We start from the raw sequence: 24,014 nt of genomic DNA, 5'->3' as shown, positions 1-24,014 counted from the left end.
TGCGGGGCCCTCAGCGGTCTACTTTTCACGAAGCTGCGACACCGTCGAAGTAGAAGAACGACAGGAGGCCGTCCCGCGGAAATCCGGCCGCCTTCAGCGCCTCTGGTAAGTACCGGTGCAGCGCCTGACAGTCGAGGGTGGCGATATGCGCCAGCGGACCGTAGCCACTCCAAATCGGCCACTCTGCGCCTTTCGCAAGGGGCGCCGGTCCGCCCAGTCTTCCGACCGGTGCGGCGCTGACGTTCGGGCGAAGAGCGAACTGACGTTGTGCGGGAGGGTGGGATGCCCGTAGACGGGTGCCCTCGGCGAGCATCGACGACCATTGCGCTCCGAGTTCATCGCCCAGATGTTCGCGTCCTGCGGTCGCGACGCGTTCGCGGACAGTCTCAATTGATTCCATCTGTGCCCTGAACTTTCCTGCCGCGAGTCCGGCACGTGTAGTTGCGGGAGTCCAGGCGCAGCATAAGCAATCGGCGTCAGTCGGGGCTTGTGGGCCACGGAATCGACCGGGGGAACACCGGTTTCGGCAGGGCCAATTGGCCGGCGCGTGTTCCGTGGGGTCAGTTGTGCAGTGGGTGGCTACGGTATTCGGGCTTCGGTGGGCCGAATTCAATGGCGTTCTCGTCGAGGCCGTTGGTGATGGTGATCCGGTCGTGGGCGAACCCGAAGCTGACCGCGACCATCTCGTTGGCGAGGTCGGTTTCGCTGCCGCTCCACGCCAGAAGTTCGACGGTGTGGAGCTGTTGTCCGTGAAAGGCTGAAAGCCGCCGACATGCGTCGTCTCGCCACGTCAGGGAGATGTCCTTCGGATCCTCGCCGTAGGCGATCGGCTCACAGGGGTCGATGTTGTTCCAGGTGATGGACAGATCGTCGACTTTCTGGTGGGTGAGCTCTACCTGCTCGCCTTCGAAGTCCAGCAGGACGGGGCAGTCGGCGACCCACTCATCGGCGACGCGGTCCCAGACCAGCCAGCTGCGGGTGAGGCGGCGTCCGATCTGTGCGTGCAATCGGCGTCCGTGGGCGCGAGCAATTGTGTGCCGGCCGACGAGCCACTGCGGCTGATAGCCCGGGATCCCGAAGAAGGACACCCGCCGATTATTCCGATCGACCGCTGACAGGCCCAAGGAATATTTCGGATGACGAACACTATCCGAAAACTCAGATAGCGACTACTATCTGAAATATGGTCGACGATCGAAGCGATGATGAGGCGACGCCGGTGCGGCGGACGCGGGCAGAGAACCAGGCACGGACCCGGGCGGCGCTCTTGGACGCCGCCGCCCAGACGTGTGCCCGCAAGGGCTATGCCGCGGCGTCGGTGGACGAGATCGCCGCGGCGGCGGGGTATTCGGTCGGTGCGGTGTATTCGAACTTCTCCAGCAAGGAGCAGCTGTTCTCCGAGCTGATGAACGAACGTGCCTCCGGTCGGCTCGACCAGGTGGCGCAGACCATCTCCGAGAACGCCGACGGCCCACTGGCCGCGCTGGGGCGGGTGCTCGTCGAGATCGCCGACAACGACATCGAGTTCGAGTCGATCCAGGCCGAATTCTGGTTGCACGCGGTGCGCAATCCCGACGGTATGCAGATCTTGCAGGACCGGTCCGCCCGCACACTGGCCTCTCTGCGCGAGATCCTCGCCGAGGCGCTCGAGCGCAACAACGTCGACGACAGCGTCTCGTTGGACGGATTCACCGTCGTGGTCCTCGCGCTGTTCCAGGGGCTGATCCGGCAGCGCCGCATCGACCCGACGAGGGTGCCCGAGGAACTGTTCGGCCAAGCGCTGACCTGGCAGTTGGCCGGTATGCCCAAGAAAGCCAAGGGGTAGTCGCGATGGATCCGTTGCGTATCGGGCTCTACGCCATGCCCGCATTCTTCGTCCTGATGGCGGTCGAGTTCCTCAGCTACCACTTCGACAAAGACAGGGACAAGGACACAGGCAAGAACGGCGATTCCGCCCGGCTCCGAGCCGGCATCTCCTGGCGGGATACCGGCACAAACCTCTCGATCTACGCGTTGGGTTTCATCCTGCGGCCATTGGACAAGTTCATCGCGGTACCGATGGTGGCGATCGCCGCTGCCGTGACACCACTGCATCTCTCGGCTTCGCACTGGTGGGTCTGGGTGCTGGCCATCGTGCTGGCTGACCTGGCCTACTACCTGCAACACCGGATGTCCCACCGCATCCGGATGTTCTGGGCTGCCCACAACGTGCACCACTCGAGTCAGTACTTCAACCTTTCCACGGCCACGCGGCTGTCCTGGCTGATTCCCGGGTCATTTCTGTCCACGATCGGTTATGCGGGGTTGGCCCTCATCGGGATCCCGGCCTGGCTGGTGTTCCTGTCGCAGGCGATCGTTCTGCTCTATCAGTTCCCGATCCATACCGAGCGCATCGAGCGGTTGCCCCGCGCGATCGAGTTTGTGTTCAACACCCCGTCGCACCACCGCGTGCATCACGGCGCCAACAACCCCTACCTCGACAAGAACTATGCGGGCATCTTCATCCTGTGGGACCGGATGTTCGGGAGCTTCGTCGCTGAAGATGAGCCCGTCCGGTACGGCCTCACCAAGAACATCGACACCCACAACCCGATCAAGGTGAACTACCACGAGTTCGTGGCCATGGTCGGTGACGTCTGGCGGGCCCGAACCTGGCGCGGCCGCCTCGGCTATCTGTTCGGTCCTCCCGGATGGAGCGAAAATGCCGATGCCACAACGGCTGTCGAAGCCTACGTGCAGAAGGTGCCGGTCGAGAACGCGATGAGCTGAGGGCGGCCGACCAGATCTGATCGGCGTGCCGCCCATCCGCGATGGCGGCGGCTCCGAATACCTGATGACGCCGCAGCAGGCTGCGTCACGGGAAGAAGGAGCAAGCCATGCTGGACCGCTTCATCGGGTTGATCGGCGACACCGTTGGGCTGGCCGGGTCGGTCATCGGATGCCGGAGGGGCACCGAGGAACCGTCCTACCGGGCTGAACCGCTGATCGATGGGGTCGAGCTGCGTCACTACCTGCCGCGCCTGGCCGCCGAGACCACCGTCTTCGCTGACAGTAGGGAGGCTGCGCTCCACACCGGATTCCGCAGGTTGGCCGGCTATATATTCGGCGGGAACCACCGCCACGGAGCGGTCGCCGCCTCGGCGTCCGAACGCGAGACCGCCCGAGGTGGGCAGAAGATCGCGATGACCGCGCCGGTGGCGCAAGACGGCGATGCCGAGCAGGGGTGGGACGTCCGGTTCTATCTACCTGCTGCGTGGACGGTGCAGACACTTCCCGAGCCTGATGACAACCGGGTCCGAATCGTGGAGTTGCCCGCTCAGACCGTCGCGGTGCTGCGATTCAGTGGTGATCGTCGAGCGGATGCCATCTCTCGGCGCACGGAGCAACTTCGGGAGGCGCTGCGGGCCACCGGCTTCGACAGCGGGGACGAGGCGACGGCCTGGTTCTACGACCCACCATGGACGCTACCGCCGCTGCGGCGAAACGAGGTCGCCGTACCGGTCGATGTGTAGTCCGGCCACTTCGCTGGGCGTGCGCCTTCAGCAAAAGGTCAGCGGGGTGATAAGTGAGCCACGCTGATGTCATTGCGGCGTTGTAGTGTGTGGCGACCAACTGGACGTCAATCCAGTTCACGACCCCCGATTGAGGCAGCGGCCGCAATGCGACTGATTCTTGAGCTGATCCGCCCCTACCGGTTGCTGATCGCCGGGATCTTTGCCGTGCTGCTGGTGCAGATCGCCACCGGCCTGGCCGCGCCGTGGCCGCTGAAGGTCGTACTCGACAGCGTGGTCGGTCACCACCCGCTGCCCGGATGGCTGCATGGCATGCTGCAACCGCTGCTGGGCGGCGAAACCAAGATGCACATCGCCGGTCTCGCGGCGATCATGGTCCTGGTCATCGCCGTGGTGGCAGCGATCGCGTCGTACATCTCCAACTACCTGACCGAAACCGTCGGCCAGCGCATCGGCAACGACCTTCGCACCCGCGCCTACCATCACTTGCAGCAGTTGTCGCTCAACTACTTCGACACCCACCGCGTCGGCCCCATCTTGAGCACGCTCACCGATGACGTCGACACCATCCAGAGCTTCGCGTCGTCCTCGACCCTGGGCATCGCGACCGACCTGCTGACCATCGTGGGAATGCTGGCCATGATGCTGTGGCTGCAGTGGGATTTCACGCTCATCGCGCTCGCCGTGGCGCCCTTGCTCCTGCTGTTCGTGTCCCGGATCCGGAAGGCCGTGAAGGCGGCGACCCATGAGGTGCGCAGACGGGAATCCGACATCGTCGCGGTCGCGGAGGAGGGCCTGCAGTCCATCCGGGTGGTCAAGGCGTTCGATCGCGAGGACATGCAGGAGCGGGAGTTGGCGGCAGCCGGCCAGCAGGCCGTCGATGCGGCACTCAATGCGCGGCGGGTGAAATCGGTGGTGTCACCCATCGTCGGCGTCGTGGTGGCCGCCTGTACCGCGGTGGTGCTGTGGCGCGGGTCGGCGCTCATCCTCGCCGGCGCGATGACGGCGGGCACGTTGACCGTCTTCATCTCCTATCTGGCCTCGTTCTTCAAGCCGGTGCAGGATCTGGCCAAGCTCACCAACACCATCGCCATGGCCTCGGTCGGGGTCGACCGTGTCAACGCCCTGCTCACCGCGGAGACGTCGGTCGAGGAAAAACCCGACGCCATCGACACCGAGCGCATCAAGGGCGCGATCAGCTTCGAGCGGGTGGCGTTCAGCTACGACAGCGAGACACCCGTGCTGCGCGATGTCACCTTTGAGGTGAAACCGGGTCAACTCGTCGGCGTCGTCGGACACACTGGAAGCGGAAAATCCAGCCTGGTCAGCCTGATTCCGCGGTTCTACGACCCCAGCATGGGCACCGTCCGCGTCGACGGGGTCGACCTGCGCGATTACAAACTTCACGAACTCCGCCGCCAGATCGCCTACGTATTGCAGGACACGGTCCTGTTTCGGGGCACCATCCGCGACAACATCGCCTTCGGCCGGCCCGACGCCGACCACGACGAGATCGTCGAAATGGCCAAACTGGCCAACGCCCACGAGTTCATCTCCGAGATGCCGCAGGGCTACGACAGTCCGGTGGGGGAGCGTGGCCTCACCCTCTCCGGCGGCCAGCGTCAGCGCATCGGCATCGCCCGTGCGCTCATCCGGGACAGCCCGATCCTCATCCTCGACGAACCGACCGCAGCGCTGGACGCCGAGTCCGAGCGTCTCGTGATGTCCGCGTTGCAGCGGTTGATGAAAGACCGCACGGTGATCACGATTGCCCATCGGCTCAGCACAATTCGTGACGCGGACACGATCGTGGTGCTCGAGGAGGGCCGTGTCGTCGAGCAGGGCACGCACACCGAACTACTCACCGCCGGCGGCAGATATGCCGAACTGCACCGCATCCAATACGAGGACGAGACAACGTGACGCGTTCGCTGATCATCCTGCCCGACGACTCGGCGAAGCCCGTGATCGATGCGATCGGGGAGTCCACCCGGTCGGTGCGCATCAAGATGTTCGCCTTCAGCCACCGGCCGCTGTTGGAAGCGGTGGTGGCGGCTCACCGGCGTGGTGTCGACGTCAAGGTCATGCTCAACCCCGAGCGGCGTGACGGCGAGACCGACAACGACGTTGCCCGGGAGACGTTGCAGCGGTTCGGTATCGCGGTCCGCGAGAGCAACCCGGCCTTCGACCTGACGCACGAGAAGTCCATGGTCGTCGACGACGAGCGAGCGTTCGTCGAGTCGCTGAACTGGACAGAGGAGAACTTCACCGTGACGCGGGACTACGCCGTCGTCACTCCCAGCGTCTACGAGGTCGCCGAGATCATAGACTGCTTCGAGGCCGACTGGGCGCGTGAGGACTTCGATCCGGGCGGTGGGGCGCACCTGATCTGGTGCCCCACCAACGGCAGGCATCGCATCGCCGAGTTCATCGACACCGCCAAGCACACGTTGTTCGTCCAGAACGAGCGTTATCAGGATCCGGTGATCATCGAGCGGTTGGTGCGCGCGGCGCACCGCGGGGTGAAGGTTCATGTCATGGCCCGCGCGGCCCACCACCTCAAGTCGGGCAAGCTGCTCGAAGGCGTCAGTGGGATGCGCATCCTCGACGACGTCGGCATCAAGATCCACCGCCTCAAGCACATGAAGCTGCACGCGAAAATGATCCTCGCCGATCACGAGCGGGCGATCGTCGGCTCGATCAACTTCTCTCCGGGCAGCTTCGACCACCGCCGCGAATTGGCCATCGAAGTGACCGACCACCACATCATCAAGCGCCTCAACGAGGTGGCCCATCACGACTGGAAACACTCCGAACCGATGGACTTGTCGGACGACGGGCTGATCGCCGATCTGGTGGGTCAGGATCCGCACGAAGTCGACCAACTAGCCCTACGCGACCGCGAAATCTGATGCACTGGCCGGACCGCGCGGCACGGCGTTTACGCCACTAGGCTGGCGGCGGGCAGTTCAGTTAACGGCAACTGTAGGGAGAATCACGTGACTATCCGGGTAGGCGTTAACGGCTTCGGCCGCATCGGGCGCAACTTCTACCGGGCCCTGGCAACGCAGCAGGCCGAGGGCAAGAACAGTGATATCGAGATCGTGGCGGTCAACGACCTCACCGACAACGCCACCCTGGCTCACCTGCTGAAGTTCGATTCAATCCTGGGCCGTCTGCCGCAGGACGTCAGCCTCGAGGGTGAAGACACCATCGTCATCGGCGACAAGAAGATCAAGGCCCTCGAAGTAAAGGAAGGTCCGGCAGCCCTGCCGTGGGGCGACCTCGGAGTCGATGTGGTCGTCGAGTCGACCGGCATCTTCACCAAGCGCGAAAAGGCCCAGGGTCACCTGGACGCGGGCGCCAAGAAGGTCATCATCTCCGCGCCCGCCTCCGGTGAGGACATCACCATCGTGCTGGGTGTGAACGACGACAAGTACGACGGCAGCCAGAACATCATCTCCAACGCCTCCTGCACCACCAACTGTCTCGGCCCGTTGGCCAAGGTCCTCAACGACGAGTTCGGCATCGTCAAGGGCCTGATGACCACCATCCACGCCTACACCCAGGATCAGAACCTGCAGGACGGTCCGCACAAGGATCTGCGCCGTGCTCGCGCTGCCGCGCTGAACATCGTCCCGACCTCCACCGGTGCCGCCAAGGCCATCGGTCTGGTGCTGCCTGAGCTCAAGGGCAAGCTCGACGGCTACGCTCTGCGCGTGCCGATTCCCACGGGGTCGGTCACCGATCTGACCGCCGAGCTTGCCAAGTCGGCTTCCGCCGACGAGATCAACGCCGCGATGAAGGCCGCAGCCGAGGGACCGATGAAGGGGATCATGAAGTACTACGACGCGCCTATCGTGTCGAGCGACATCGTCACCGATCCGCACAGTTCGATCTTCGACTCGGGTCTGACCAAGGTCATCGACAATCAGGCCAAGGTCGTCTCCTGGTATGACAACGAGTGGGGATATTCCAACCGCCTCGCCGATCTTGTTGAACTCGTAGGGAAGTCGCTCTAATACCAATGACTGTCAAGACACTCGCTGACCTGTTGGCCGAAGGTGTGGAGGGGCGGGGCGTCCTGGTGCGCTCCGACCTGAACGTCCCCCTCGACGACGAGGGCAATATCACCGATCCCGGCCGCATCATCGCCTCGGTGCCGACACTCAAAGCGCTGGCCGAGGCCGGTGCCAAGGTCGTCGTCACCGCGCACCTGGGCCGCCCCAAGGGCGCCCCGGACTCGAAGTTGTCGCTGGCCCCGGTCGCCGCGGCGCTGGGGGAGAAGCTCGGGCGCCACGTGCAGCTGGCCGGTGACGTGGTCGGCACCGACGCCCTGGCCCGGGCCGAGGGCCTGACCGACGGTGACGTCTTGCTGCTGGAGAACATCCGCTTCGACCCGCGGGAGACCAGCAAGGACGACGCCGAGCGGTTGGCGCTGGCCAAGGCGCTGGCCGCCCTGGTCGAGGGTGCCGACGGCTCGCCGGGTGCCTTCGTCTCCGACGGCTTCGGCGTGGTGCACCGCAAGCAGGCCTCGGTCTACGACATCGCCACCTTGCTGCCGCACTACGCCGGCACGCTGGTGGACGCCGAGGTCAAGGTGCTGGAGCAGCTGACCAGCTCGACCGAGCGTCCCTACGCCGTCGTGCTCGGTGGCTCCAAGGTCTCCGACAAACTCGCGGTCATCGAGAATCTCGCGACCAAGGCCGACAGCATCATCATCGGCGGCGGCATGTGCTTCACCTTCCTTGCCTCCCAGGGGGTTTCGGTGGGTACCTCACTGCTGCAGGAGGAGATGATCGATACCTGCAAGCGGCTGCTCGACACCTACGCCGACGTGATCCATCTTCCGGTGGACATTGTCGTGGCCGACAAGTTTGCCGCCGACGCCGAGTCGGAGACGGTGGCCTCCGACCGCATCCCTGACGGCAAGATGGGCCTCGACATCGGTCCGGAGTCGGTCAAGCGCTTCACCGCACTGCTGTCCAACGCCAAGACCGTGTTCTGGAACGGCCCCATGGGCGTGTTCGAGTTCCCGTCCTTCGCCGAAGGAACCCGGGGAGTGGCCGAAGCGATCATCGGCGCCACCGAGAAGGGCGCATTCAGCGTCGTCGGTGGTGGTGACTCTGCGGCGGCGGTGCGTCAGCTCGGCCTGCCCGACGACGGTTTCTCTCATATCTCGACCGGTGGCGGCGCGTCGCTGGAATACCTTGAGGGCAAGACCCTGCCCGGCATCGAAGTACTGGAGTCGTAGAACATGGCCCGTAAGCCACTCATCGCCGGTAACTGGAAGATGAACCTCAACCACTTCGAGGCCATCGCGCTGGTGCAGAAGATCGCATTCGCCTTACCGGACAAGTACTTCGACAAGGTGGATGTGACGGTCATCCCGCCGTTCACCGATCTGCGCAGCGTGCAGACCCTGGTCGACGGCGACAAACTGCGGCTCACCTACGGCGCCCAGGACGTGTCCAAGCATGATTCGGGCGCCTACACGGGTGAGATCAGCGGAGCGTTCCTGGCGAAGCTCGGCTGCAGTTTCGTGGTGGTGGGGCACTCCGAGCGGCGTACCTACCACGGCGAAACCGACGAGCTGGTGGCTGCCAAGGCGGCCGCGGCGTTCAAACACGGCATCACGCCGATCATCTGCATTGGTGAGCAGCTTGAGGTGCGTGAGGCAGGCAACCACGTCGAGTACAACGTGAACTCGCTGCGCGGCTCCCTGGCCGGTCTGAGCAAGGAGCAGATCGGTCAGGCCGTCATCGCCTACGAGCCGGTGTGGGCGATCGGCACCGGTCGGGTGGCCAGCGCGGCCGATGCCCAGGAGGTATGCAAGGCGATCCGCGGCGAACTGGGGAACCTGGCATCGCCGCAGCTCGCGGCCGGCGTCAGGGTCCTGTACGGAGGGTCGGTGAACGCCAAGAACGTCGGCGAGATCGTCGCCCAGGGCGATGTCGACGGTGCCCTGGTCGGTGGCGCGTCGCTGGACGGCGAGCAGTTCGCCACGCTGTCGGCGATCGCCGCGGGCGGACCACTGCCGTAACCCCGGGGACCTGGGCCGGACACCGCACCCGGTAGTCTTACAGCCATGGAATTGGCTCTGCAGATCACTCTGGTCGTGACCAGCGTGCTGGTCGTGCTCCTGGTGCTGCTGCATCGCGCCAAAGGTGGCGGTCTGTCCACCCTGTTCGGTGGCGGTGTCCAGTCCAGCCTGTCCGGCTCCACCGTGGTCGAGAAGAACCTCGACCGGTTGACGCTCTTCGTGACCGGCATCTGGCTGGTGTCGATCGTCGGCGTCGCGCTGCTGATCAAGTACGGCTAACCCTGGTTGTCCGGATACTCCCGCCAGTCGGGGGTATTGCGGTGACCGCTCGCTACTGGCGTGGTGCCGCGGCCGTTCGGGCGGCGTGACCCGCAGTTCACCCTGAACGGAAACGTCGTGCCGTCCGCGGGATGGGGCCGGACCGTTCTCCCGGTTCTTCCCGGCAGGCACTTTCTACATGTCGAAATTCCGGCCAGCGCTTCCTCCTCTGACCCGGGGTGCGGCACGCGGGCGCGGCAACGATACTGAGGACATGGCTGACGGTCCCGACACCGCCCTGGATCCGATCGGTGCGGTTCAGCGCACTCCGGTGGGCCGCGAGGCCACCGAGCCGATGCGTGAGGACATCCGGTTACTCGGTGCGATCCTCGGCGACACCGTGCGCGAACAGAACGGAGACGAGGTCTTCGACCTGGTCGAACGGGCCCGGGTCGAGTCCTTCCGGGTTCGCCGCTCGGAGATCGACCGGGCCGAGCTGGCCGACCTGTTCACCGATATCGATGTGCACCAAGCGATCCCGGTCATCCGCGCCTTCACCCACTTCGCGCTGCTGGCCAACGTCGCCGAGGACATCCACCGCGAGCGCCGACGCGCCGTGCACGAGGCCGCCGGCGAGCCACCGCAGGACAGCAGTTTGGCCGCCACCTATCTCAAGCTCGATCGGGCCGACCTGGCAGCGGCCGCCGTCGCTGACGCGTTGAGCGGTGCCCTGGTGTCACCCGTGATCACCGCGCATCCCACCGAAACCCGACGTCGCACGGTCTTCGACACCCAGCATCGGGTCACCGAGTTGATGCGGCTGCGCATGAACGGACTCACCCGCACCGCCGACGGCCGGGACATCGAGATCGAGTTGCGCCGCAACATCCTGACGCTGTGGCAGACCGCACTCGTACGGTTGTCGCGACTCAAGATCTCCGACGAGATCGAGACGGGGCTGCGGTACTACCCAGCGGCATTCTTCGAGGTGATCCCACAGGTGAACGCCGAGGTGCGGAACGCGTTGCAGGCGCGCTGGCCGGGGGAGAACCTGTTGGAGCAGCCGATCCTGCGGCCGGGAAGCTGGATCGGCGGTGACCGGGACGGTAACCCCAACGTCGATGCGGGCGTGGTGCGGCTCGCCACCGGGCGTGCCGCTCACGTCGCCTTCGCGCACTACTTCACCGAGATCACCGCGCTGGAAGAAGAGCTGTCGATGTCAGCCCGGCTGGTCACGGTCACCGACGAGCTGACCGCGCTGGCCGAAGCCTGCCACGAGCCGGCCCGCGCCGACGAGCCCTACCGGAGGGCGTTGCGGGTCATCCACGCCCGTCTGACCGCCACCGGTCGCGAGATCCTGGACGACCAGCCCGAACACGAGCTCGACCTCGGTCTTGCCGCGTATGCCACTCCGGAAGAGTTCCTGGCCGCCCTCGACATCGTGGACGCCTCGCTGCGCGGCCACGGCAGCGCGGTGCTGGCCGATGATCGGCTGAGCCGGTTGCGAGAAGCAGTGCGGGTCTTCGGTTTTCATCTGAGCGGCCTGGACATGCGCCAGAATTCCGAGGTACACGAGCAGGTGGTCGGCGAGCTGCTGGCCTGGGCCGGAGTCCATCCCGACTACGCTTCTCTGCCCGAAGCGCAGCGGGTGGAATTGCTCGCGGCCGAGATCTCCACCAGACGTCCACTGATCGGTGAGGGTGCCGAGCTCTCGGAGCTGGCCCGCAAGGAACTCGACATCGTGGGTGCCGCAGCGCGGGCGGTCGCCGTCTTCGGCGCACAGGCGGTACCCAACTACATCATCTCCATGTGCCAGTCGGTGTCCGACCTGCTCGAAGCGGCGATCCTGCTCAAAGAAGCCGGCCTGCTCGACGTTTCGGGTGCGGCTCACGGCGAGGTGTACGCACCCGTCGGCATCGTGCCGCTGTTCGAAACCATCGAGGATCTCCAACAGGGTTCGGCTGTTCTGGAGACTGCGCTCGCGTTACCGGTCTACCGCAGCATCGTCGCTGCGCGGGGACAACATCAGGAAGTGATGTTGGGCTATTCGGACTCGAACAAGGACGGCGGTTATCTGGCGGCGAACTGGGCGTTGTACCGAGCCGAGCTGGACCTCGTCGAAGCGGCGCGCACGACCGGGATCCGGTTGCGTCTGTTCCACGGACGGGGCGGTACCGTCGGCCGAGGCGGCGGGCCCAGTTATGACGCGATCCTGGCGCAACCGCCCGGTGCGGTGAACGGATCGCTGCGGATCACCGAGCAGGGTGAGGTGATCGCGGCCAAGTACGCGGAGCCGCGCATCGCGCACCGCAACCTGGAGACGCTGTTGGCCGCGACGCTGGAATCCACCTTGCTCGACGTCGAGGGGCTCGGCGACGACGCCGACCCCGCCTACCAGGTGCTCGACGAGCTCGCTGCCCTGGCACAACAGGCGTACGCCGAATTGGTCCATGAGACACCTGGATTCGTCGAGTACTTCAAGGCGTCCACACCAGTCAGCGAGATCGGTGCACTCAACATCGGCAGCCGGCCCAGCTCACGCAAACCGACCACCTCCATCGCCGATCTGCGGGCCATCCCGTGGGTGCTCGCCTGGAGCCAATCCCGCGTGATGCTGCCGGGTTGGTACGGCACGGGCACCGCGTTCGCGCAGTGGATTGCCGACGACGACACCAGGCTCTCGGTGTTGCAGGACCTGTACCGGCGCTGGCCCTTCTTCCGCACGGTGTTGTCGAACATGGCCCAGGTGCTGGCCAAGTCGGACATGGGTTTGGCGGCACGGTATTCCGAGCTGGTCGACGACGAGGAATTGCGGGCCCGGGTGTTCGACAAGATCGTCGCCGAGCACACCCGCACCATCGAGATGTACAAGCTGATCACCGGTCAGGACGACCTGCTGGCTGACAACCCGGCCCTGGCCCGCTCGGTGTTCAACCGGTTCCCCTACCTCGAACCGCTCAATCACCTTCAGGTCGAGCTGCTGCGCCGGTACCGCGGCGGGGATACCGACGAACGGGTACAGCGCGGAATCCTGCTCACCATGAGCGGTTTGGCGACAGCGCTGCGCAACAGCGGCTGATTTGTTGCTGCCGCAACGGTGGCTAGATTGTTGCTGCCGCAACGGTGGCTAGATTGTTGCTGCCGCAACGGTGGCTACCTCATCAGGACATCGGCCAGCCGCGACGACACCCTCGCCCGGCGGTCGGCATAACCGCGTGCCGCACGCTGAATCTCCGCCGTCTGTTCCGTTCGGACGCGTTGATAGCGTTGCAGCGCTTCGGCGTAGTCGCCGTCAGGGACCGTGGCGATCTGGGTGGCCACCTCGGCGGCGTCCTGGATGGCCTGATTGGCGCCCTGGCCACCGAACGGCGTCATCGGGTGTGCCGCATCCCCGAGTAGCGCGACGCGCGCAGTGGTCCACCGGTCGATCGGGTCGCGGTCGTACACCGGATGCATGTACACCGGACTCGTGGCGGCGCGCAGCATCCGACCGACCGCGGGGTCGAACTCATCGAACTGGGCGGCGAGTGCCTGCAGGTCCGCCTGGGCCGACCACAGGTGCAGCGGAGGCTCGTCCACCCCGAGGGTGGCATCGACGGCCACCTGCCTGCCGGCTCGCACCGGCATGGCGATGACGTGCTTGGCGTAGTCCGCCGAATGCCAGGACCGCAGCCGGTCGTTGGGAATCTCTAGGCATTCGGCGGGGCTGACGGCTCGGAAGATCACCGAGCCGCAGTAGTGAATGTCATCGTCGCTGAACATCTTCCGTGCTCGCGAACGCAGCCCGTCTGCGGCGATCACCAAGGCGGCCCGGACCACCTCACCATCGGTGAAGGTCAGCTCGACGTGGTCGTCACGCTCGGTGATACCGGACAGTTCGTGGCGAAGGCGCACCTGCTCGGATCCCACCGCCGAGACCAGCAGGCCGTGCAGATCCGCGCGGTGCACGGTACGCGGAGCAAGATCGGAGTCGGCGTAGCCGAACCGGCCGTGTTCGGCGCCGGCCTCCGGCGTTGCCGCGTAGTCGGTGATCTTCTCCAACTGTCCGAGCTGATCGCGGTTCTCGAAGTACTGGGTGGCCGAGGAGATTTCGTCGAACGCATCGGCAACACCCCACTCACCGAACAATCGGAGGGTCTGCGGCGAGATACCCAGTGGGCCGCCGACCTCGCCGAGTTCGCGGGTCTTGTCGAAGACGACGGGCCGGTGACCGTGGCGCTGCAGGGCGACGGCGGCGGCGAGGCCACCGAGGCCTGCGCCGATGATGGCGATATCCATCGAGATTCCTCTCGGGTTCATGGGATCCGGACCAGGGCTTCGGTGTCGAGGTGGACATCGGGCAGTACGTCGGGCCGGTAACTGGTGACGGTTCGGACATTGCAGAGCGGCAGCCACAGCCCGGTTTCGACGATGCGGCGTTGGATCGCATCCACGAGCCCGCGGCGTCCGTCTGGGTCCGCACAGATGAGCTGGGCGTCGAGCATGGCGTCCAGGTCATCTGGGGCGTTGCGGCGGTTCATGTTTCGCTGAGTCACGGCGAACTGATAGCGCAGCAGGTCGGGGTCGGCACCGGTGAAGTAGAAGAACCGGAAGTCGTAGTCGCCGGCCTCCTGGCGGCTTCGCAGTTCCGGGAAGTCGACGTCGGCGAGGACCAGCTCGATACCGTGTTCTCTCCACTGTGCGGCAACTGCGGTGAGGACGGCGGCGTCGACAGGGGAGAACGTGCTGTTGAACACCACGTCGAACGAAAGCCGCTGCGCATCCGCGGCGGCGAGGAGTCGGCGGGCCGTCACCGGGTCGTAGGCCAACTCGGCGGAGCAGTCCCGGTATCCGTCGGTCGTCGGGGTCAGCACCGATGAGGCGACGGAGTATCCGTGGGCATCGAGGATCGGTCGCAGCGCGGAACGGTTGATCAGCAGCGACAGCGCGCGGCGCACAGCAGGATCGGTCAGCGGGCCGCGGGAAGCGTTGGGACACAATCCGTAACTGATCCCCGGGTTGTGGATGTCGGCGAGGTGATGGCCGTCGATCGCGCCGGCGTACAGGTCGCCGGTATCGGTCTGCTCGAACATCAATCGGCGCGAGCCGTCGGTCAGCCCGCCCGTGACCGGGCGCCATCGGCCGGTGCCCAGACCCTGCGCGTTGCGGATCGCCAGATTGACAGTGGCCAGTGACCGCAGGAACGCCGCGTTGTGACGCGCGAAGTGAAACGTCACGGTGTCGGTTCCCGCCTCGACTGATTGGAGCCCGGCGAGCATCGTCACCGCGGCAGGACGCGGTGAGACCTCCTGGAGCGCAGTGATACCGGCAAAGCTCTGCACGACGGCCTCCGGGGTCAGCGGTGTGCCGTCGGAGAAATGCCGATCGGGGGCGATCGTCACCTCCAGGGTCAGCGGGTCGCAATAGTGCCACGAGGTGGCCAGCCACGGCAGGAGCCTGCCGGTTCCCGGATCGGTGTCGAGGAGGCTCTCATAGATCAGCCGGCAGCAAGTTTTCGAGATGCTGTTGTAGGCCAGGCGCGGGTCGCTGGTGAGCTGATGGGTCGGCCAGCCGAACGTGAGGTCGCGCATCATCGCACCGGCGCCAATCTCGTTGCCTGCCATGCCGAACGGGCCGCGAGCGCCGCCACCACCCCGATCGCCGTCACCAGCACGGCCGCGCCGCTGAACAGTTCGGCCCCAAGCCCGTCGATCATCGTCGCCCCGGTTGCCACTCCGATGGCCGCGCCCAGCGCCCGAAGGTAGTGGTAAAGGCTGGAATCAAAGGGGACCTGCGTCGAATTCGTCAACACGTTGCTGGCCAGCGAACTCCACAGGAACCCCATCGCGCAACCCATCAACGCGGCGCTGCCCAGCGGCACGTGTCCGAACAGGCTCAGACCCGCCACGATCAGGAACACCGAGCCGATGCACACCAGCCGGGTGCTCTTCGAATTGTCTCCGGGCCTACCGAATCTCAGCATCGGGATCAGCCCGGCGAAGAACGCCATCGGCAACAGGAACAGTGCCGAGGCATAGGAATCCAGTCCACGAACCTGCTGCAGCACATACACCACGGAGAGGGTGAACACGTTGGTCGCGATGCCGGCCATGAACACCACGACCAGACTTCCCGACAGGACCCGGGTCTGGGACCGGCTGCGCAGAACGATCACGGCGATCCCGAGCAGGATCGCCACGATCAGCAATGCCACCTCGGCGTACACCGTGGTGGACCGACCGATCGTCAGGAAGACCGCGAGCTGAACCACCGCGAGCGCCACCAGCGGGGTCGCCACCCGTCCGGTCGTGGCGGTGTCATCGGCGTCTGGCGTGGCGGGCGCAATGGCCAACAGCGCCATCGCCGCGACGGTGGTCACCACGGTTTCGTAGGGGAACGAGCGCCAGCCCCACAGATCGTTGAGCAGGGCGGTGATCAGCGGTGAGCACAGGGCTGAGGCCGAGACCACCAGGCCCCAGGTACCAAGGACCGCCGAGTGATGGTCGGGATAGAACTGAGCCCGGATGATCCGGAAGATCTGCGGTGCGAGCACCGCCGAGGCGATGCCCTGCAGGAAGCGCAACGCGATGAGGACCCAGAACTCGGGGCTGAGTCCGACGGCGATACCGAGGACCGCCAAGACCCCCGAACTGGCGAAGAACAGAGTCGTGGGTCGGTACCGGTGCGACAGCAGGCCCGCAGGCAGCAACGCCAGACAGAATCCGGCGAGGAACGCCACGCCGATATAGGCGGCCCGTGAGAACGGGATGCCGAAATACTCGGCAATCGCCGAGTTCAACAGCACAGCCGACGACGAATTGGAGTAGAGGGTGTATTCGGTCAGGTAGAGCGATGCCGCAACGGCATATAGGGACGGCTTCATGACGCCTCGAAGCTGATAGCAGGAGCAAATGGGCAGCGAAAGCTAACCCGAGATCCTCTTCAGCGGCGCCAGACGTGCTCGATTCCAGATCGAAGCCAGCAAACTGGGTGCGAACGCCGCGCCACGCGCGTCTGCTCGATCGAATCCGACACCCATGGCCACCACTGTAACCGAGGTGCCGCGCGGACCCGCCCTACAGGCCTGTGCTCTTGCGGACCCGGTCGATCATTCCGCGCACCGCGCTCTCTGTTGCGGCCAACGGTGCCATCACGGCCTCGCCGATACCGACGATGACCTCGACGCGGTCCACGATCGACTCCAGGCGCTCGACCATACCGATGAGGCGAGGCGCGAGTTCGTCGATGCGGGTGATGGTTTCGTTGAAGCGGTCCAGCGTGGAATCCAGGCCGCCGGTGGACCTGTTCAGGTCGACCAGGGTGCTGCTGAGATCGGTGAGCAGGGTGTCTACCTGCTCGACGGTCATATCGGCATTGAGTGCGGCCTGCGTCAGCGTCCGGATGCGCTGCCGCCCGGAGTTCGGGCGGGCGCGGCCGTCCCCTTTGTCTGCCATGGCACACAGTATGGCCGCTGGGGAACCAAACGCGGGCCAACCGCGTCTGAATGGTTGTGCGGCAATTCTGCGAACACCGAGTCCGGTCGGCGGTGGTGACCGACCTGGCCACGCCCAACCGTCAGGTGGCCGACTACGTGGCCGGCTATGCCGAGGCCCTGGCCGACCGAATCGCCGAGCGGAAGCGCAGCAACTCCGACGACTAGTCGACTGACTCAGAGCTTGCTTGCGGCAGCCTCGTCGAGCAGCCACACCGTCCGGTCGCGACCGACGGCGCCTGCGGCGGGGATGTCGACCGGATCGGCACCACCGAGCGCGGCGGCGACCGCGTCGGCCTTGGCCTCGCCGGACACCACCAGCCACACCTCGCGGGAGTTACGAATCGCGGGGAGTGTCAACGTGATACGTCGTGGCGGTGGCTTGGGGGAGTCGGGCACCCCCACCACCATGCGGTCGTTCTCACGCACCGCGGCAGTGTCGGGGAACAGTGAGTTGACATGTCCCTCGCCGCCCATGCCGAGCAGATGCACATCGAACTCGGGGCCGGGAGCGTCGAAGTTGGCGGCCAGCAGTTGTGCGTACCCGGCGGCGGCCGCGGTGAGATCGTCACCGAATTCGCCATCGCTGGCGGCCATCGCGTGCACGTTGACGTCCGAGATCCCGACATGGTCCAGCAGTGCCTCGCGGGCCTGCTTGTCGTTGCGTTCGTCGTCGTCCTGCGGCACGAAACGCTCGTCGCCCCAGTAGACGTGCACCTTCGACCAGTCGATCTCGCCGCTGCGCTCTCCGACCCGCTTGAGCAGGCCGATTCCCGTGCCTCCGCCGGTGAGCACGATGTTGGCATGACCTCGCTCGGAGATCGCCGACGTGATGGCTCCTACCAACCGGTCTCCGGCTGCGGTCACCAGCGCGTCGGTGTCGGCGTAACGCTCGATAACAGTGCTCATACGTATTGGACCTTGTCGATTCCCGTGAGTGCGTCGTAGTAGATTTCGTCGGCGTCGAGCCGGCGCAGATCCTCTGCCAGGCACTCCTTGGCTTCGCGGCGGGCCAAGGGCACCAATGCATCCGGCTTGCCGGTGCGGCTCAGTACCGCCGTGACGCCGGTCTGCGGCCGCGCCAGGGTCACGGTTTCACTGGGCCGGGTCAGCTCGACCTTCAAGTCACCTGTCGTCCGGGTCACCGGCCCGTCGATGCGGTTGGCCAGCCAGCCGGCCAGGATGTCGAGCGCGGGCTCGTCCTTGAGCCCGGACACGAGCGCCGAGGTGATGGGTTCGTGTGGCGGCTGATCGATCGCGGCGGCCAGCAAGGCGCGCCAGTAGGTGACGCGGCTCCAAGCGAGATCGGTGTCACCATCGGTGTAACCGTTGAGCCTGCTCTTGATGCAGGCCAGCGGATCAGAGCCATTCGTGGCGTCGGTGATCCGGCGAATCGCCAACTTGCCCAGCGGATCCTGTGCCGGGAAGGCGGGGGCGAGGTCGGGCCACCAGGTCACCACCGGCGTGTCCGGCAACAGGAACGGCGTCACGACACTGCTGGCGTGGTTGGCCAGCGGACCGGACAACCGCAGCACCACCACCTCGTTGGCGCCGGCATCGCGGCCCACCCGCAACTGGGCGTCCAGTCGGGCCTCCGTGGTCAGGCGATCGCCGGGGATGACCACGATCACCCGGCAGGGATGCTCACGGCTGGCCCAGTTGGCCGCCTCGATCGACTCCTCAAGCACCGCTTCGGTATCGGGGGCGATGACCAACGTCAGCACCCGGCCGAGGGTGATCGCACCGCCCTCTTCGCGCAGAGCGACGATCTTCTTGTTGATCGCCCCGGTATTGGTCTCGGGCAGATCGACAATCACGGCCGCCTCCATTCCCGGCCTGACCGGCGCAGCATCTCGAACGACGATTCAGGGCCCCAGGTTCCGGACTCGTAGGAATCGGGCTTACCGTGGGTAGCCCAGTACTCGAGTGCGGGATCCAGGATTTTCCAACACAATTCGACCTCGGCATTGACCGGGAACAGCGATGGCTCGCCCAGCAACACGTCGAGGATCAGGCGCTCGTAGGCTTCCGGCGACTCCTCGGCGAAGGCCGAACCGTAGGAGAAGTCCATGCTGACATCGCGGACCTCCATGATGTGGCCCGGGACCTTGGACCCGAACCGCAGCGTGATGCCTTCGTCCGGTTGGACCCGGATCACCAGCGCATTCTGGCCGAGCTCATCGGTCATCGTGGCATCGAAGGGCAGGTGCGGTGCCCGCTTGAAGAGCAGTGCGATCTCGGTGACCCTGCGGCCCAAGCGTTTTCCGGTGCGCAGATAGAACGGCACGCCCGCCCAGCGTCGGGTGTCCACGTCCAGTGTGATGGCTGCGAACGTCTCGGTGGTGGATGTCTTGGAGAAGCCTTCCTCGTCCAACAGCCCGACGACCTTCTCGCCGCCCTGCCAGCCCGCGGCGTACTGCCCCCGCGACGTGGTCTCGTCCAGCGGCTCGGCAAGCCGGGTGGCCGAGAGCACCTTGATCTTCTCGGCCTGCAGTTCGGCGGGGGAGAAGCTCACCGGCTCTTCCATCGCCGTCAGCGCCAGCAGCTGCAGCAGATGGTTCTGGATGACGTCGCGGGCGGCGCCGACTCCGTCGTAGTAGCCGCCCCGCCCGCCGAGCCCGATGTCCTCGGCCATGGTGATCTGGACACTGTCGACGTAGTGGGAGTTCAGCACCGGCTCGAACATCTCGTTGGCGAAGCGCAGTGCCAGGAGGTTCTGGACGGTTTCCTTGCCCAGGTAGTGGTCGATGCGGAACACCGACGACTCCGGGAACACGCTGTTGACCACAGCGTTGAGTTCCTCGGCGCTCTTGAGGTCGTGACCGAACGGCTTCTCGATGACCACCCGGCTCCAGCTGCCCTCCGGCTTGTCGGCCAGCCCGGATTTGCTCAGCTGCTCGCAGACCTGGGGGAACGCCTTCGGCGGAATCGACAGGTAGAACGCGTGATTGCCGCTGGTGCCGCGCTCGACGTCGAGTTTGTGCAGGGTGTCCTTGAGCCGTTCGAACGACTCGTGGTCGTCGAATGTGCCCTGCACGAACCGGAATCCCTCCGCCAGGCGGTCCCAGACCTCCTGGCGGAAGGGAGTGCGGGCGTGCTGCTTGACGGCGTCGAAGACGATCTTGCCGAAATCCTCGTCCGCCCAGTCGCGGCGGGCGAAGCCCACCAGCGCGAAGCTGGGTGGCAGCAGACCGCGGTTGGCCAGGTCATAGATGGCCGGCATCAACTTCTTGCGGGCCAGATCGCCGGTCACACCGAAGATCACCACCGCACACGGGCCCGCGATGCGGGGCATGCGCTTGTCGCGCTTGTCCCGCAACGGGTTACGCCAGGCGGTCTCCGGCCTGTCGTTGAGCGGGCTCATTTCTTGGCGGCGTCGAGTTGGCCCTGTGTCGCGTCGAGCAGTTCCTGCCACGACTTTTCGAACTTGTCCACACCCTCGTCCTCGAGCACCTTGAATACATCGACCAGGTCGATGCCGACGGCGCTGAGCTTGTCGAAGATCTCCTGCGACGCCGCGGCGGTCCCGGTGATGGTGTCCCCGGTGATCTTGCCGTGGTCGGCGAACGCTTCCAGCGTCTTCTCCGGCAACGTGTTCACCGTGTGCGGCGCAACCAGTTCGGTGACGTAGAGGGTGTCCGAGTAGTCCGGATTCTTGACACCGGTGGAAGCCCAGAGCACGCGCTGCACCCGGGCGCCGTTGTCCTTGAGCGCTGCGAAGCGCTCGCCGCCGAAGACTTCCTCGTAGGCGGCGTAGGCGAGCCGCGAGTTCGCCACACCGGCCTTGCCGCGCAGTGCCAGTGCGTCCTCGGAGCCGATCTTCTCCAGTCGGTTGTCGATCTCGGTGTCCACGCGGGACACGAAGAACGAAGCGACGGAGTGGATCTTGGACAGATCGTGGCCGGCCTCGCGGGCCTTCTCCAGGCCGGACAGGTAGGCGTCCATCACGGCCCGGTGCCGCTCCACCGAGAAGATCAGCGTGACGTTGACCGAGATGCCCTCGGCGATCACCGCGGTGATCGCGGGCAGCCCCGCCAGCGTGGCCGGGATCTTGATCAGCAGGTTCGGGCGGTCGACGGTTTTCCACAGGTCGATGGCCTGCAGGATCGTCTTGTCGGTTTCGTGGGCCAGCCGCGGGTCCACCTCGATGGATACCCGGCCGTCGACCCCGTCGGAGGCCTCGTACTGCTTGGCCAGGACATCGCAGGCGTTGCGGACGTCGTCGGTGGTCACCGTGCGGATGGTGTCGTCCACGTCGGCACCCTGCTTGGCGAGCTCGGCGACCTGGGCGTCATACGCGGTGCCCTTCGACAGCGCGGCCTGGAAGATCGACGGGTTGGTGGTGACGCCCACGACGCTGCGGGTATCGATCAGATTCTGCAGATTGCCGGTCTGCAACCGCTCGCGCGACAAATCGTCGAGCCAGACGGATACACCCGCGGCGCTCAGCGCCGCGAGGTTCGGGTTCTGAGTCATGTTCGCCTTCTCCTGCCAGTCGTGAAGTTAGTTGTCGCGACCGCGGTGCGGTCAGTTGTCCAGGGATCGTTCCGCCGCGGCCGCCACGGCCTCGGCGGTGAAACCGAACTCACGGAACAGCGTCTTGTCGTCGGCAGAGGCACCGTAGTGCTCGATCGAGACGATCTCGCCGGTGTCTCCGACCAGCTTGTACCAACTCTGCGCCACTGCGGCCTCGACCGCCACCCGGGCCGAAACCGCCGGCGGCAGCACCGAATCGCGGTACTCCTTGGGCTGGGATTCGAACCACTCGACACACGGCATCGACACCACGCTCGCGTTGATGTCCTTGTCCGCCAACAGCTTCTGTGCTGCGACGGCGAGCTGCAGCTCGGAGCCCGTGCCGATGATCACCACGTCGGGATTCTCCTCCGGGGTGCCACCCAGCACGTAGCCGCCGCGGGCCACGCCTTCGGCGCTGGTGCCTTCGATCACAGGTACACCCTGGCGGGTCAGGATCAGGCCCACGGGGCCGGTGCTGGCGGTGCGCTCCAGCACGGTCTTCCAGGCGTAGGCGGTCTCGTTCGGGTCGCCCGGACGCACCACCGACAGATTCGGGATCGCCCGCAGCGCCGCCAGGTGTTCGATCGGCTGGTGCGTCGGGCCGTCCTCGCCGAGGCCGATCGAATCGTGCGTCCAGACGTAGATCGGATCGATGTTCATCAACGAGGCCAAACGCACGGCCGGCCGCATGTAATCCGAGAACTGGAGGAACGTTCCGCCGTAGGGCCGGGTCGGGCCGTGCAGCACGATGCCGGACAGGATCGCGCCCATCGCGTGCTCGCGGATACCGAAGTGCAGGGTGCGCCCGTACCAGGTCGCGTTCCAGTCCTCGGTCGAGATCGACGGCGGCCCGAACGAATTGGCGCCCTTGATCGTGGTGTTGTTGCTGCCGGCGAGATCGGCCGAACCGCCCCACAACTCGGGCAGCGTCTGCCCGACGGCGGCCAGTACGGCACCGGACGCGGCGCGGGTGGCCACCGGCTTGGAGTCCAGGTCCCAGTGCGGCAGTTCGGCGTCCCAGCCCTCGGGAAGCTCCTTGGCCTGCAGCCGGTCGAGCAGGGCCTTGCGCTCGGGCTCCCGCTTGGCCCAGGCGTCGAACGACACCTGCCATTCGTCGTGGACCTGCTTGCCGCGGGTCACCAGTTCACGGGTGTGGGCGATGACCTCGTCGCGTACCTCGAAGGTCTTGTCCGGGTCGAACCCGAGGACCTTCTTGGTGGCGGCCACCTCGTCGGCGCCCAGCGCCGAGCCGTGCACTCCACCGGTGTTCATCTTGGTGGGGGCGGGGTAGCCGATGATGGTGCGCAACGCGATGAACGACGGCTTGTCGGTCACCTTCTTGGCCTCGGCGATGGCCTGCTCGATACCGACTACATTCTCGCCGCCCTCGACTTCCTGGACGTGCCAGCCGTAGGCGCGGTACCGCGCGGGGACATCCTCGCTCAGCGCGATGTCGGTGTTGTGCTCGATGGAGATCTTGTTGTCGTCCCAGAACACGATGAGGTTGCCGAGCTGCTGGGTGCCCGCGAGCGACGACGCTTCGCTGGTGACGCCCTCTTCCATGTCGCCGTCAGAGGCCACCACATAGATGTAGTGGTCGAAGGGGCTCTCGCCCGGGGCGGTGTCCGGATCGAACAGGCCGCGCTCGTAACGGGCGGCCATCGCCATACCGACGGCCGAGGCCAGGCCCTGGCCCAGCGGGCCGGTGGTGATCTCCACACCCTTGGTGTGGTGGTACTCGGGATGGCCGGGGGTCAGCGAGCCCCAGGTGCGCAGCGCCTCGATGTCGGCCAGCTCGAGGCCGAAACCGCCGAGGTACAGCTGGAGGTACAGGGTGAGGCTGGAGTGCCCACAGGACAGCACGAAGCGGTCCCGACCGATCCACTCCGTGTCGCTGGGGTCGTGCCGGAGCTGCCGCTGGAACAGCGTGTAGGCCAGCGGTGCCAGGCTCATCGCGGTTCCCGGGTGGCCGTTGCCGACCTTCTGCACCGCGTCAGCCGCGAGCACCCGGACGGTGTCGACGGCAACGCTGTCGACTTCGGTCCAGTCATCTGGGTGGTTGGGCTGGGTGAGAGCGGTGATCTCTTCGGCGGTGGTCACTAAGCTCACTTCCTCGTCTTCTATCTGCCGGCACGTGCGCGCAGTTGCCATGCTGCTACGACAAACACCCTAGTGGGGCGGAGTCATCCGATGCAGACTGGTTGGCGCACCG

Annotated in this window: 22 protein-coding genes; 11 read left to right on the top strand and 11 right to left on the bottom strand. The window is 65.7% G+C overall.

The features are described from left to right. Window positions 1–25: 25 nt before the first annotated feature. Together A5779_RS25620 and A5779_RS25615 are read right to left on the bottom strand one after the other, a co-directional pair. On the bottom strand, window positions 26–400 hold the full coding sequence (locus A5779_RS25620) for a DUF1963 domain-containing protein (RefSeq protein WP_064886535.1): 375 nt from the start codon (window positions 398–400) through the stop codon (window positions 26–28). A gap of 160 nt (window positions 401–560) precedes the next feature. Beyond that, window positions 561–1,088 carry a hypothetical protein gene (locus tag A5779_RS25615; protein WP_064886534.1) on the bottom strand — a complete coding sequence of 176 codons (528 nt, stop codon included), beginning with the start codon at window positions 1,086–1,088 and terminating at the stop codon, window positions 561–563. Between the two features lie 95 nt (window positions 1,089–1,183). Between A5779_RS25615 and A5779_RS25610 the strand changes: the two genes are divergently transcribed. The 10 genes from A5779_RS25610 to ppc all read left to right on the top strand — a co-directional run bounded on the left by A5779_RS25610 (window position 1,184) and on the right by ppc (window position 12,892). Beyond that, window positions 1,184–1,825, top strand: coding sequence for a TetR/AcrR family transcriptional regulator (locus A5779_RS25610; RefSeq protein WP_064886533.1), 642 nt, complete (start codon window positions 1,184–1,186; stop codon window positions 1,823–1,825). Between the two features lie 5 nt (window positions 1,826–1,830). Next, window positions 1,831–2,769, top strand: coding sequence for a sterol desaturase family protein (locus A5779_RS25605; RefSeq protein WP_082941850.1), 939 nt, complete (start codon window positions 1,831–1,833; stop codon window positions 2,767–2,769). A gap of 107 nt (window positions 2,770–2,876) precedes the next feature. Continuing rightward, window positions 2,877–3,512 carry an SOUL family heme-binding protein gene (locus tag A5779_RS25600; protein WP_064886532.1) on the top strand — a complete coding sequence of 212 codons (636 nt, stop codon included), beginning with the start codon at window positions 2,877–2,879 and terminating at the stop codon, window positions 3,510–3,512. A gap of 147 nt (window positions 3,513–3,659) precedes the next feature. Further along, window positions 3,660–5,435 (top strand): ABC transporter ATP-binding protein, encoded by a 1,776-nt coding sequence (locus tag A5779_RS25595; RefSeq protein ID WP_064886531.1) that lies wholly within the window; start codon window positions 3,660–3,662, stop codon window positions 5,433–5,435. Beyond that, complete coding sequence (locus tag A5779_RS25590) at window positions 5,432–6,424, top strand: phospholipase D-like domain-containing protein (protein WP_064886530.1); 993 nt, start codon at window positions 5,432–5,434, stop codon at window positions 6,422–6,424. The genes A5779_RS25595 and A5779_RS25590 overlap by 4 nt, the downstream gene beginning before the upstream one ends. Before the next feature lie 87 nt (window positions 6,425–6,511). Beyond that, window positions 6,512–7,534: a type I glyceraldehyde-3-phosphate dehydrogenase gene (gap, locus tag A5779_RS25585; protein WP_064886529.1), complete on the top strand. Its 1,023-nt coding sequence runs from the start codon at window positions 6,512–6,514 to the stop codon at window positions 7,532–7,534. A gap of 5 nt (window positions 7,535–7,539) precedes the next feature. Continuing rightward, on the top strand, window positions 7,540–8,766 hold the full coding sequence (locus tag A5779_RS34655; RefSeq protein WP_064886528.1) for a phosphoglycerate kinase: 1,227 nt from the start codon (window positions 7,540–7,542) through the stop codon (window positions 8,764–8,766). A gap of 3 nt (window positions 8,767–8,769) precedes the next feature. Continuing rightward, window positions 8,770–9,555, top strand: coding sequence for a triose-phosphate isomerase (gene tpiA, locus A5779_RS34650; RefSeq protein ID WP_064886527.1), 786 nt, complete (start codon window positions 8,770–8,772; stop codon window positions 9,553–9,555). A gap of 45 nt (window positions 9,556–9,600) precedes the next feature. Further along, window positions 9,601–9,834, top strand: a complete 234-nt coding sequence (gene secG / locus A5779_RS25570; RefSeq protein ID WP_003880837.1) for a preprotein translocase subunit SecG — start codon at window positions 9,601–9,603, stop codon at window positions 9,832–9,834. A gap of 253 nt (window positions 9,835–10,087) precedes the next feature. Next, window positions 10,088–12,892, top strand: a complete 2,805-nt coding sequence (ppc, locus tag A5779_RS25565) for a phosphoenolpyruvate carboxylase (RefSeq protein ID WP_064886526.1) — start codon at window positions 10,088–10,090, stop codon at window positions 12,890–12,892. A 74-nt stretch (window positions 12,893–12,966) separates the two neighbouring features. Here the strand turns inward: ppc and A5779_RS25560 are convergent, their stop codons facing one another. From A5779_RS25560 to A5779_RS25545, 4 genes are all read right to left on the bottom strand, one after another. Next, entirely contained in the window at window positions 12,967–14,091 is a 1,125-nt protein-coding gene (locus A5779_RS25560) for an FAD-dependent oxidoreductase (protein WP_165609832.1), read from the bottom strand. A 17-nt stretch (window positions 14,092–14,108) separates the two neighbouring features. Continuing rightward, the gene (locus tag A5779_RS25555; protein WP_064886524.1) at window positions 14,109–15,416 is read right to left on the bottom strand and encodes an ABC transporter substrate-binding protein; all 1,308 of its coding nucleotides are present in this window, start codon (window positions 15,414–15,416) and stop codon (window positions 14,109–14,111) included. Beyond that, window positions 15,383–16,675: an MFS transporter gene (locus A5779_RS25550; protein ID WP_064886523.1), complete on the bottom strand. Its 1,293-nt coding sequence runs from the start codon at window positions 16,673–16,675 to the stop codon at window positions 15,383–15,385. Before A5779_RS25550 ends, A5779_RS25555 begins: the two co-directional genes overlap by 34 nt. 193 nt (window positions 16,676–16,868) lie before the next feature. After that, window positions 16,869–17,246: a hypothetical protein gene (locus A5779_RS25545; protein ID WP_064886522.1), complete on the bottom strand. Its 378-nt coding sequence runs from the start codon at window positions 17,244–17,246 to the stop codon at window positions 16,869–16,871. Between the two features lie 50 nt (window positions 17,247–17,296). Here A5779_RS25545 and A5779_RS34130 point away from each other — a divergent pair, with 50 nt between their 5' ends. After that, window positions 17,297–17,452, top strand: coding sequence for a hypothetical protein (locus A5779_RS34130; protein ID WP_165609831.1), 156 nt, complete (start codon window positions 17,297–17,299; stop codon window positions 17,450–17,452). Window positions 17,453–17,461: 9 nt separating this feature from the next. On the opposite strand, the gene pgl is transcribed toward A5779_RS34130, so the two are convergent. Genes pgl through tkt form a run of 5 tightly spaced genes read right to left on the bottom strand, consistent with a single transcriptional unit; the run spans window position 17,462 to window position 23,902 of the window. After that, window positions 17,462–18,193, bottom strand: coding sequence for a 6-phosphogluconolactonase (pgl, locus tag A5779_RS25540; protein ID WP_064886521.1), 732 nt, complete (start codon window positions 18,191–18,193; stop codon window positions 17,462–17,464). Further along, window positions 18,190–19,101 carry a glucose-6-phosphate dehydrogenase assembly protein OpcA gene (gene opcA, locus A5779_RS25535; RefSeq protein WP_064886541.1) on the bottom strand — a complete coding sequence of 304 codons (912 nt, stop codon included), beginning with the start codon at window positions 19,099–19,101 and terminating at the stop codon, window positions 18,190–18,192. The genes pgl and opcA overlap by 4 nt, the downstream gene beginning before the upstream one ends. Next, a complete protein-coding gene (gene zwf, locus A5779_RS25530; protein ID WP_064886520.1) occupies window positions 19,098–20,648 on the bottom strand; it encodes a glucose-6-phosphate dehydrogenase in 1,551 nt (516 codons plus the stop codon). The genes opcA and zwf overlap by 4 nt, the downstream gene beginning before the upstream one ends. Continuing rightward, window positions 20,645–21,760, bottom strand: coding sequence for a transaldolase (gene tal, locus A5779_RS25525; protein ID WP_064886519.1), 1,116 nt, complete (start codon window positions 21,758–21,760; stop codon window positions 20,645–20,647). Before tal ends, zwf begins: the two co-directional genes overlap by 4 nt. A gap of 51 nt (window positions 21,761–21,811) precedes the next feature. After that, a complete protein-coding gene (gene tkt, locus A5779_RS25520; protein WP_064886518.1) occupies window positions 21,812–23,902 on the bottom strand; it encodes a transketolase in 2,091 nt (696 codons plus the stop codon). Between the last annotated feature and the right edge of the window lie 112 nt (window positions 23,903–24,014).

The sequence above is a fragment of the Mycolicibacterium peregrinum genome (genome assembly GCF_001665625.1).
Lineage (GTDB): Bacteria > Actinomycetota > Actinomycetes > Mycobacteriales > Mycobacteriaceae > Mycobacterium > Mycobacterium peregrinum_B.
This window is presented reverse-complemented; position numbering and strand designations above follow the sequence as displayed.

Excerpts from the sequence above, each read along its gene's own strand:
- A5779_RS25550 (WP_064886523.1), bottom strand. The coding sequence starts at position 16,675 with ATGAAGCCGTCCCTATATGCCGTTGCGGCATCGCTCTACCTGACCGAA.
- A5779_RS25600 (WP_064886532.1), top strand. The coding sequence starts at position 2,877 with ATGCTGGACCGCTTCATCGGGTTGATCGGCGACACCGTTGGGCTGGCC.
- zwf (WP_064886520.1), bottom strand. The coding sequence starts at position 20,648 with ATGAGCCCGCTCAACGACAGGCCGGAGACCGCCTGGCGTAACCCGTTG.
- A5779_RS25555 (WP_064886524.1), bottom strand. The coding sequence starts at position 15,416 with ATGGCAGGCAACGAGATTGGCGCCGGTGCGATGATGCGCGACCTCACG.
- A5779_RS25560 (WP_165609832.1), bottom strand. The coding sequence starts at position 14,091 with ATGGATATCGCCATCATCGGCGCAGGCCTCGGTGGCCTCGCCGCCGCC.
- A5779_RS25545 (WP_064886522.1), bottom strand. The coding sequence starts at position 17,246 with ATGGCAGACAAAGGGGACGGCCGCGCCCGCCCGAACTCCGGGCGGCAG.
- A5779_RS25605 (WP_082941850.1), top strand. The coding sequence starts at position 1,831 with ATGGATCCGTTGCGTATCGGGCTCTACGCCATGCCCGCATTCTTCGTC.
- A5779_RS25610 (WP_064886533.1), top strand. The coding sequence starts at position 1,184 with ATGGTCGACGATCGAAGCGATGATGAGGCGACGCCGGTGCGGCGGACG.
- A5779_RS34655 (WP_064886528.1), top strand. The coding sequence starts at position 7,540 with ATGACTGTCAAGACACTCGCTGACCTGTTGGCCGAAGGTGTGGAGGGG.
- A5779_RS34130 (WP_165609831.1), top strand. The coding sequence starts at position 17,297 with ATGGTTGTGCGGCAATTCTGCGAACACCGAGTCCGGTCGGCGGTGGTG.
- A5779_RS25620 (WP_064886535.1), bottom strand. The coding sequence starts at position 400 with ATGGAATCAATTGAGACTGTCCGCGAACGCGTCGCGACCGCAGGACGC.
- ppc (WP_064886526.1), top strand. The coding sequence starts at position 10,088 with ATGGCTGACGGTCCCGACACCGCCCTGGATCCGATCGGTGCGGTTCAG.
- A5779_RS25595 (WP_064886531.1), top strand. The coding sequence starts at position 3,660 with ATGCGACTGATTCTTGAGCTGATCCGCCCCTACCGGTTGCTGATCGCC.
- tal (WP_064886519.1), bottom strand. The coding sequence starts at position 21,760 with ATGACTCAGAACCCGAACCTCGCGGCGCTGAGCGCCGCGGGTGTATCC.
- tpiA (WP_064886527.1), top strand. The coding sequence starts at position 8,770 with ATGGCCCGTAAGCCACTCATCGCCGGTAACTGGAAGATGAACCTCAAC.
- secG (WP_003880837.1), top strand. The coding sequence starts at position 9,601 with ATGGAATTGGCTCTGCAGATCACTCTGGTCGTGACCAGCGTGCTGGTC.
- pgl (WP_064886521.1), bottom strand. The coding sequence starts at position 18,193 with ATGAGCACTGTTATCGAGCGTTACGCCGACACCGACGCGCTGGTGACC.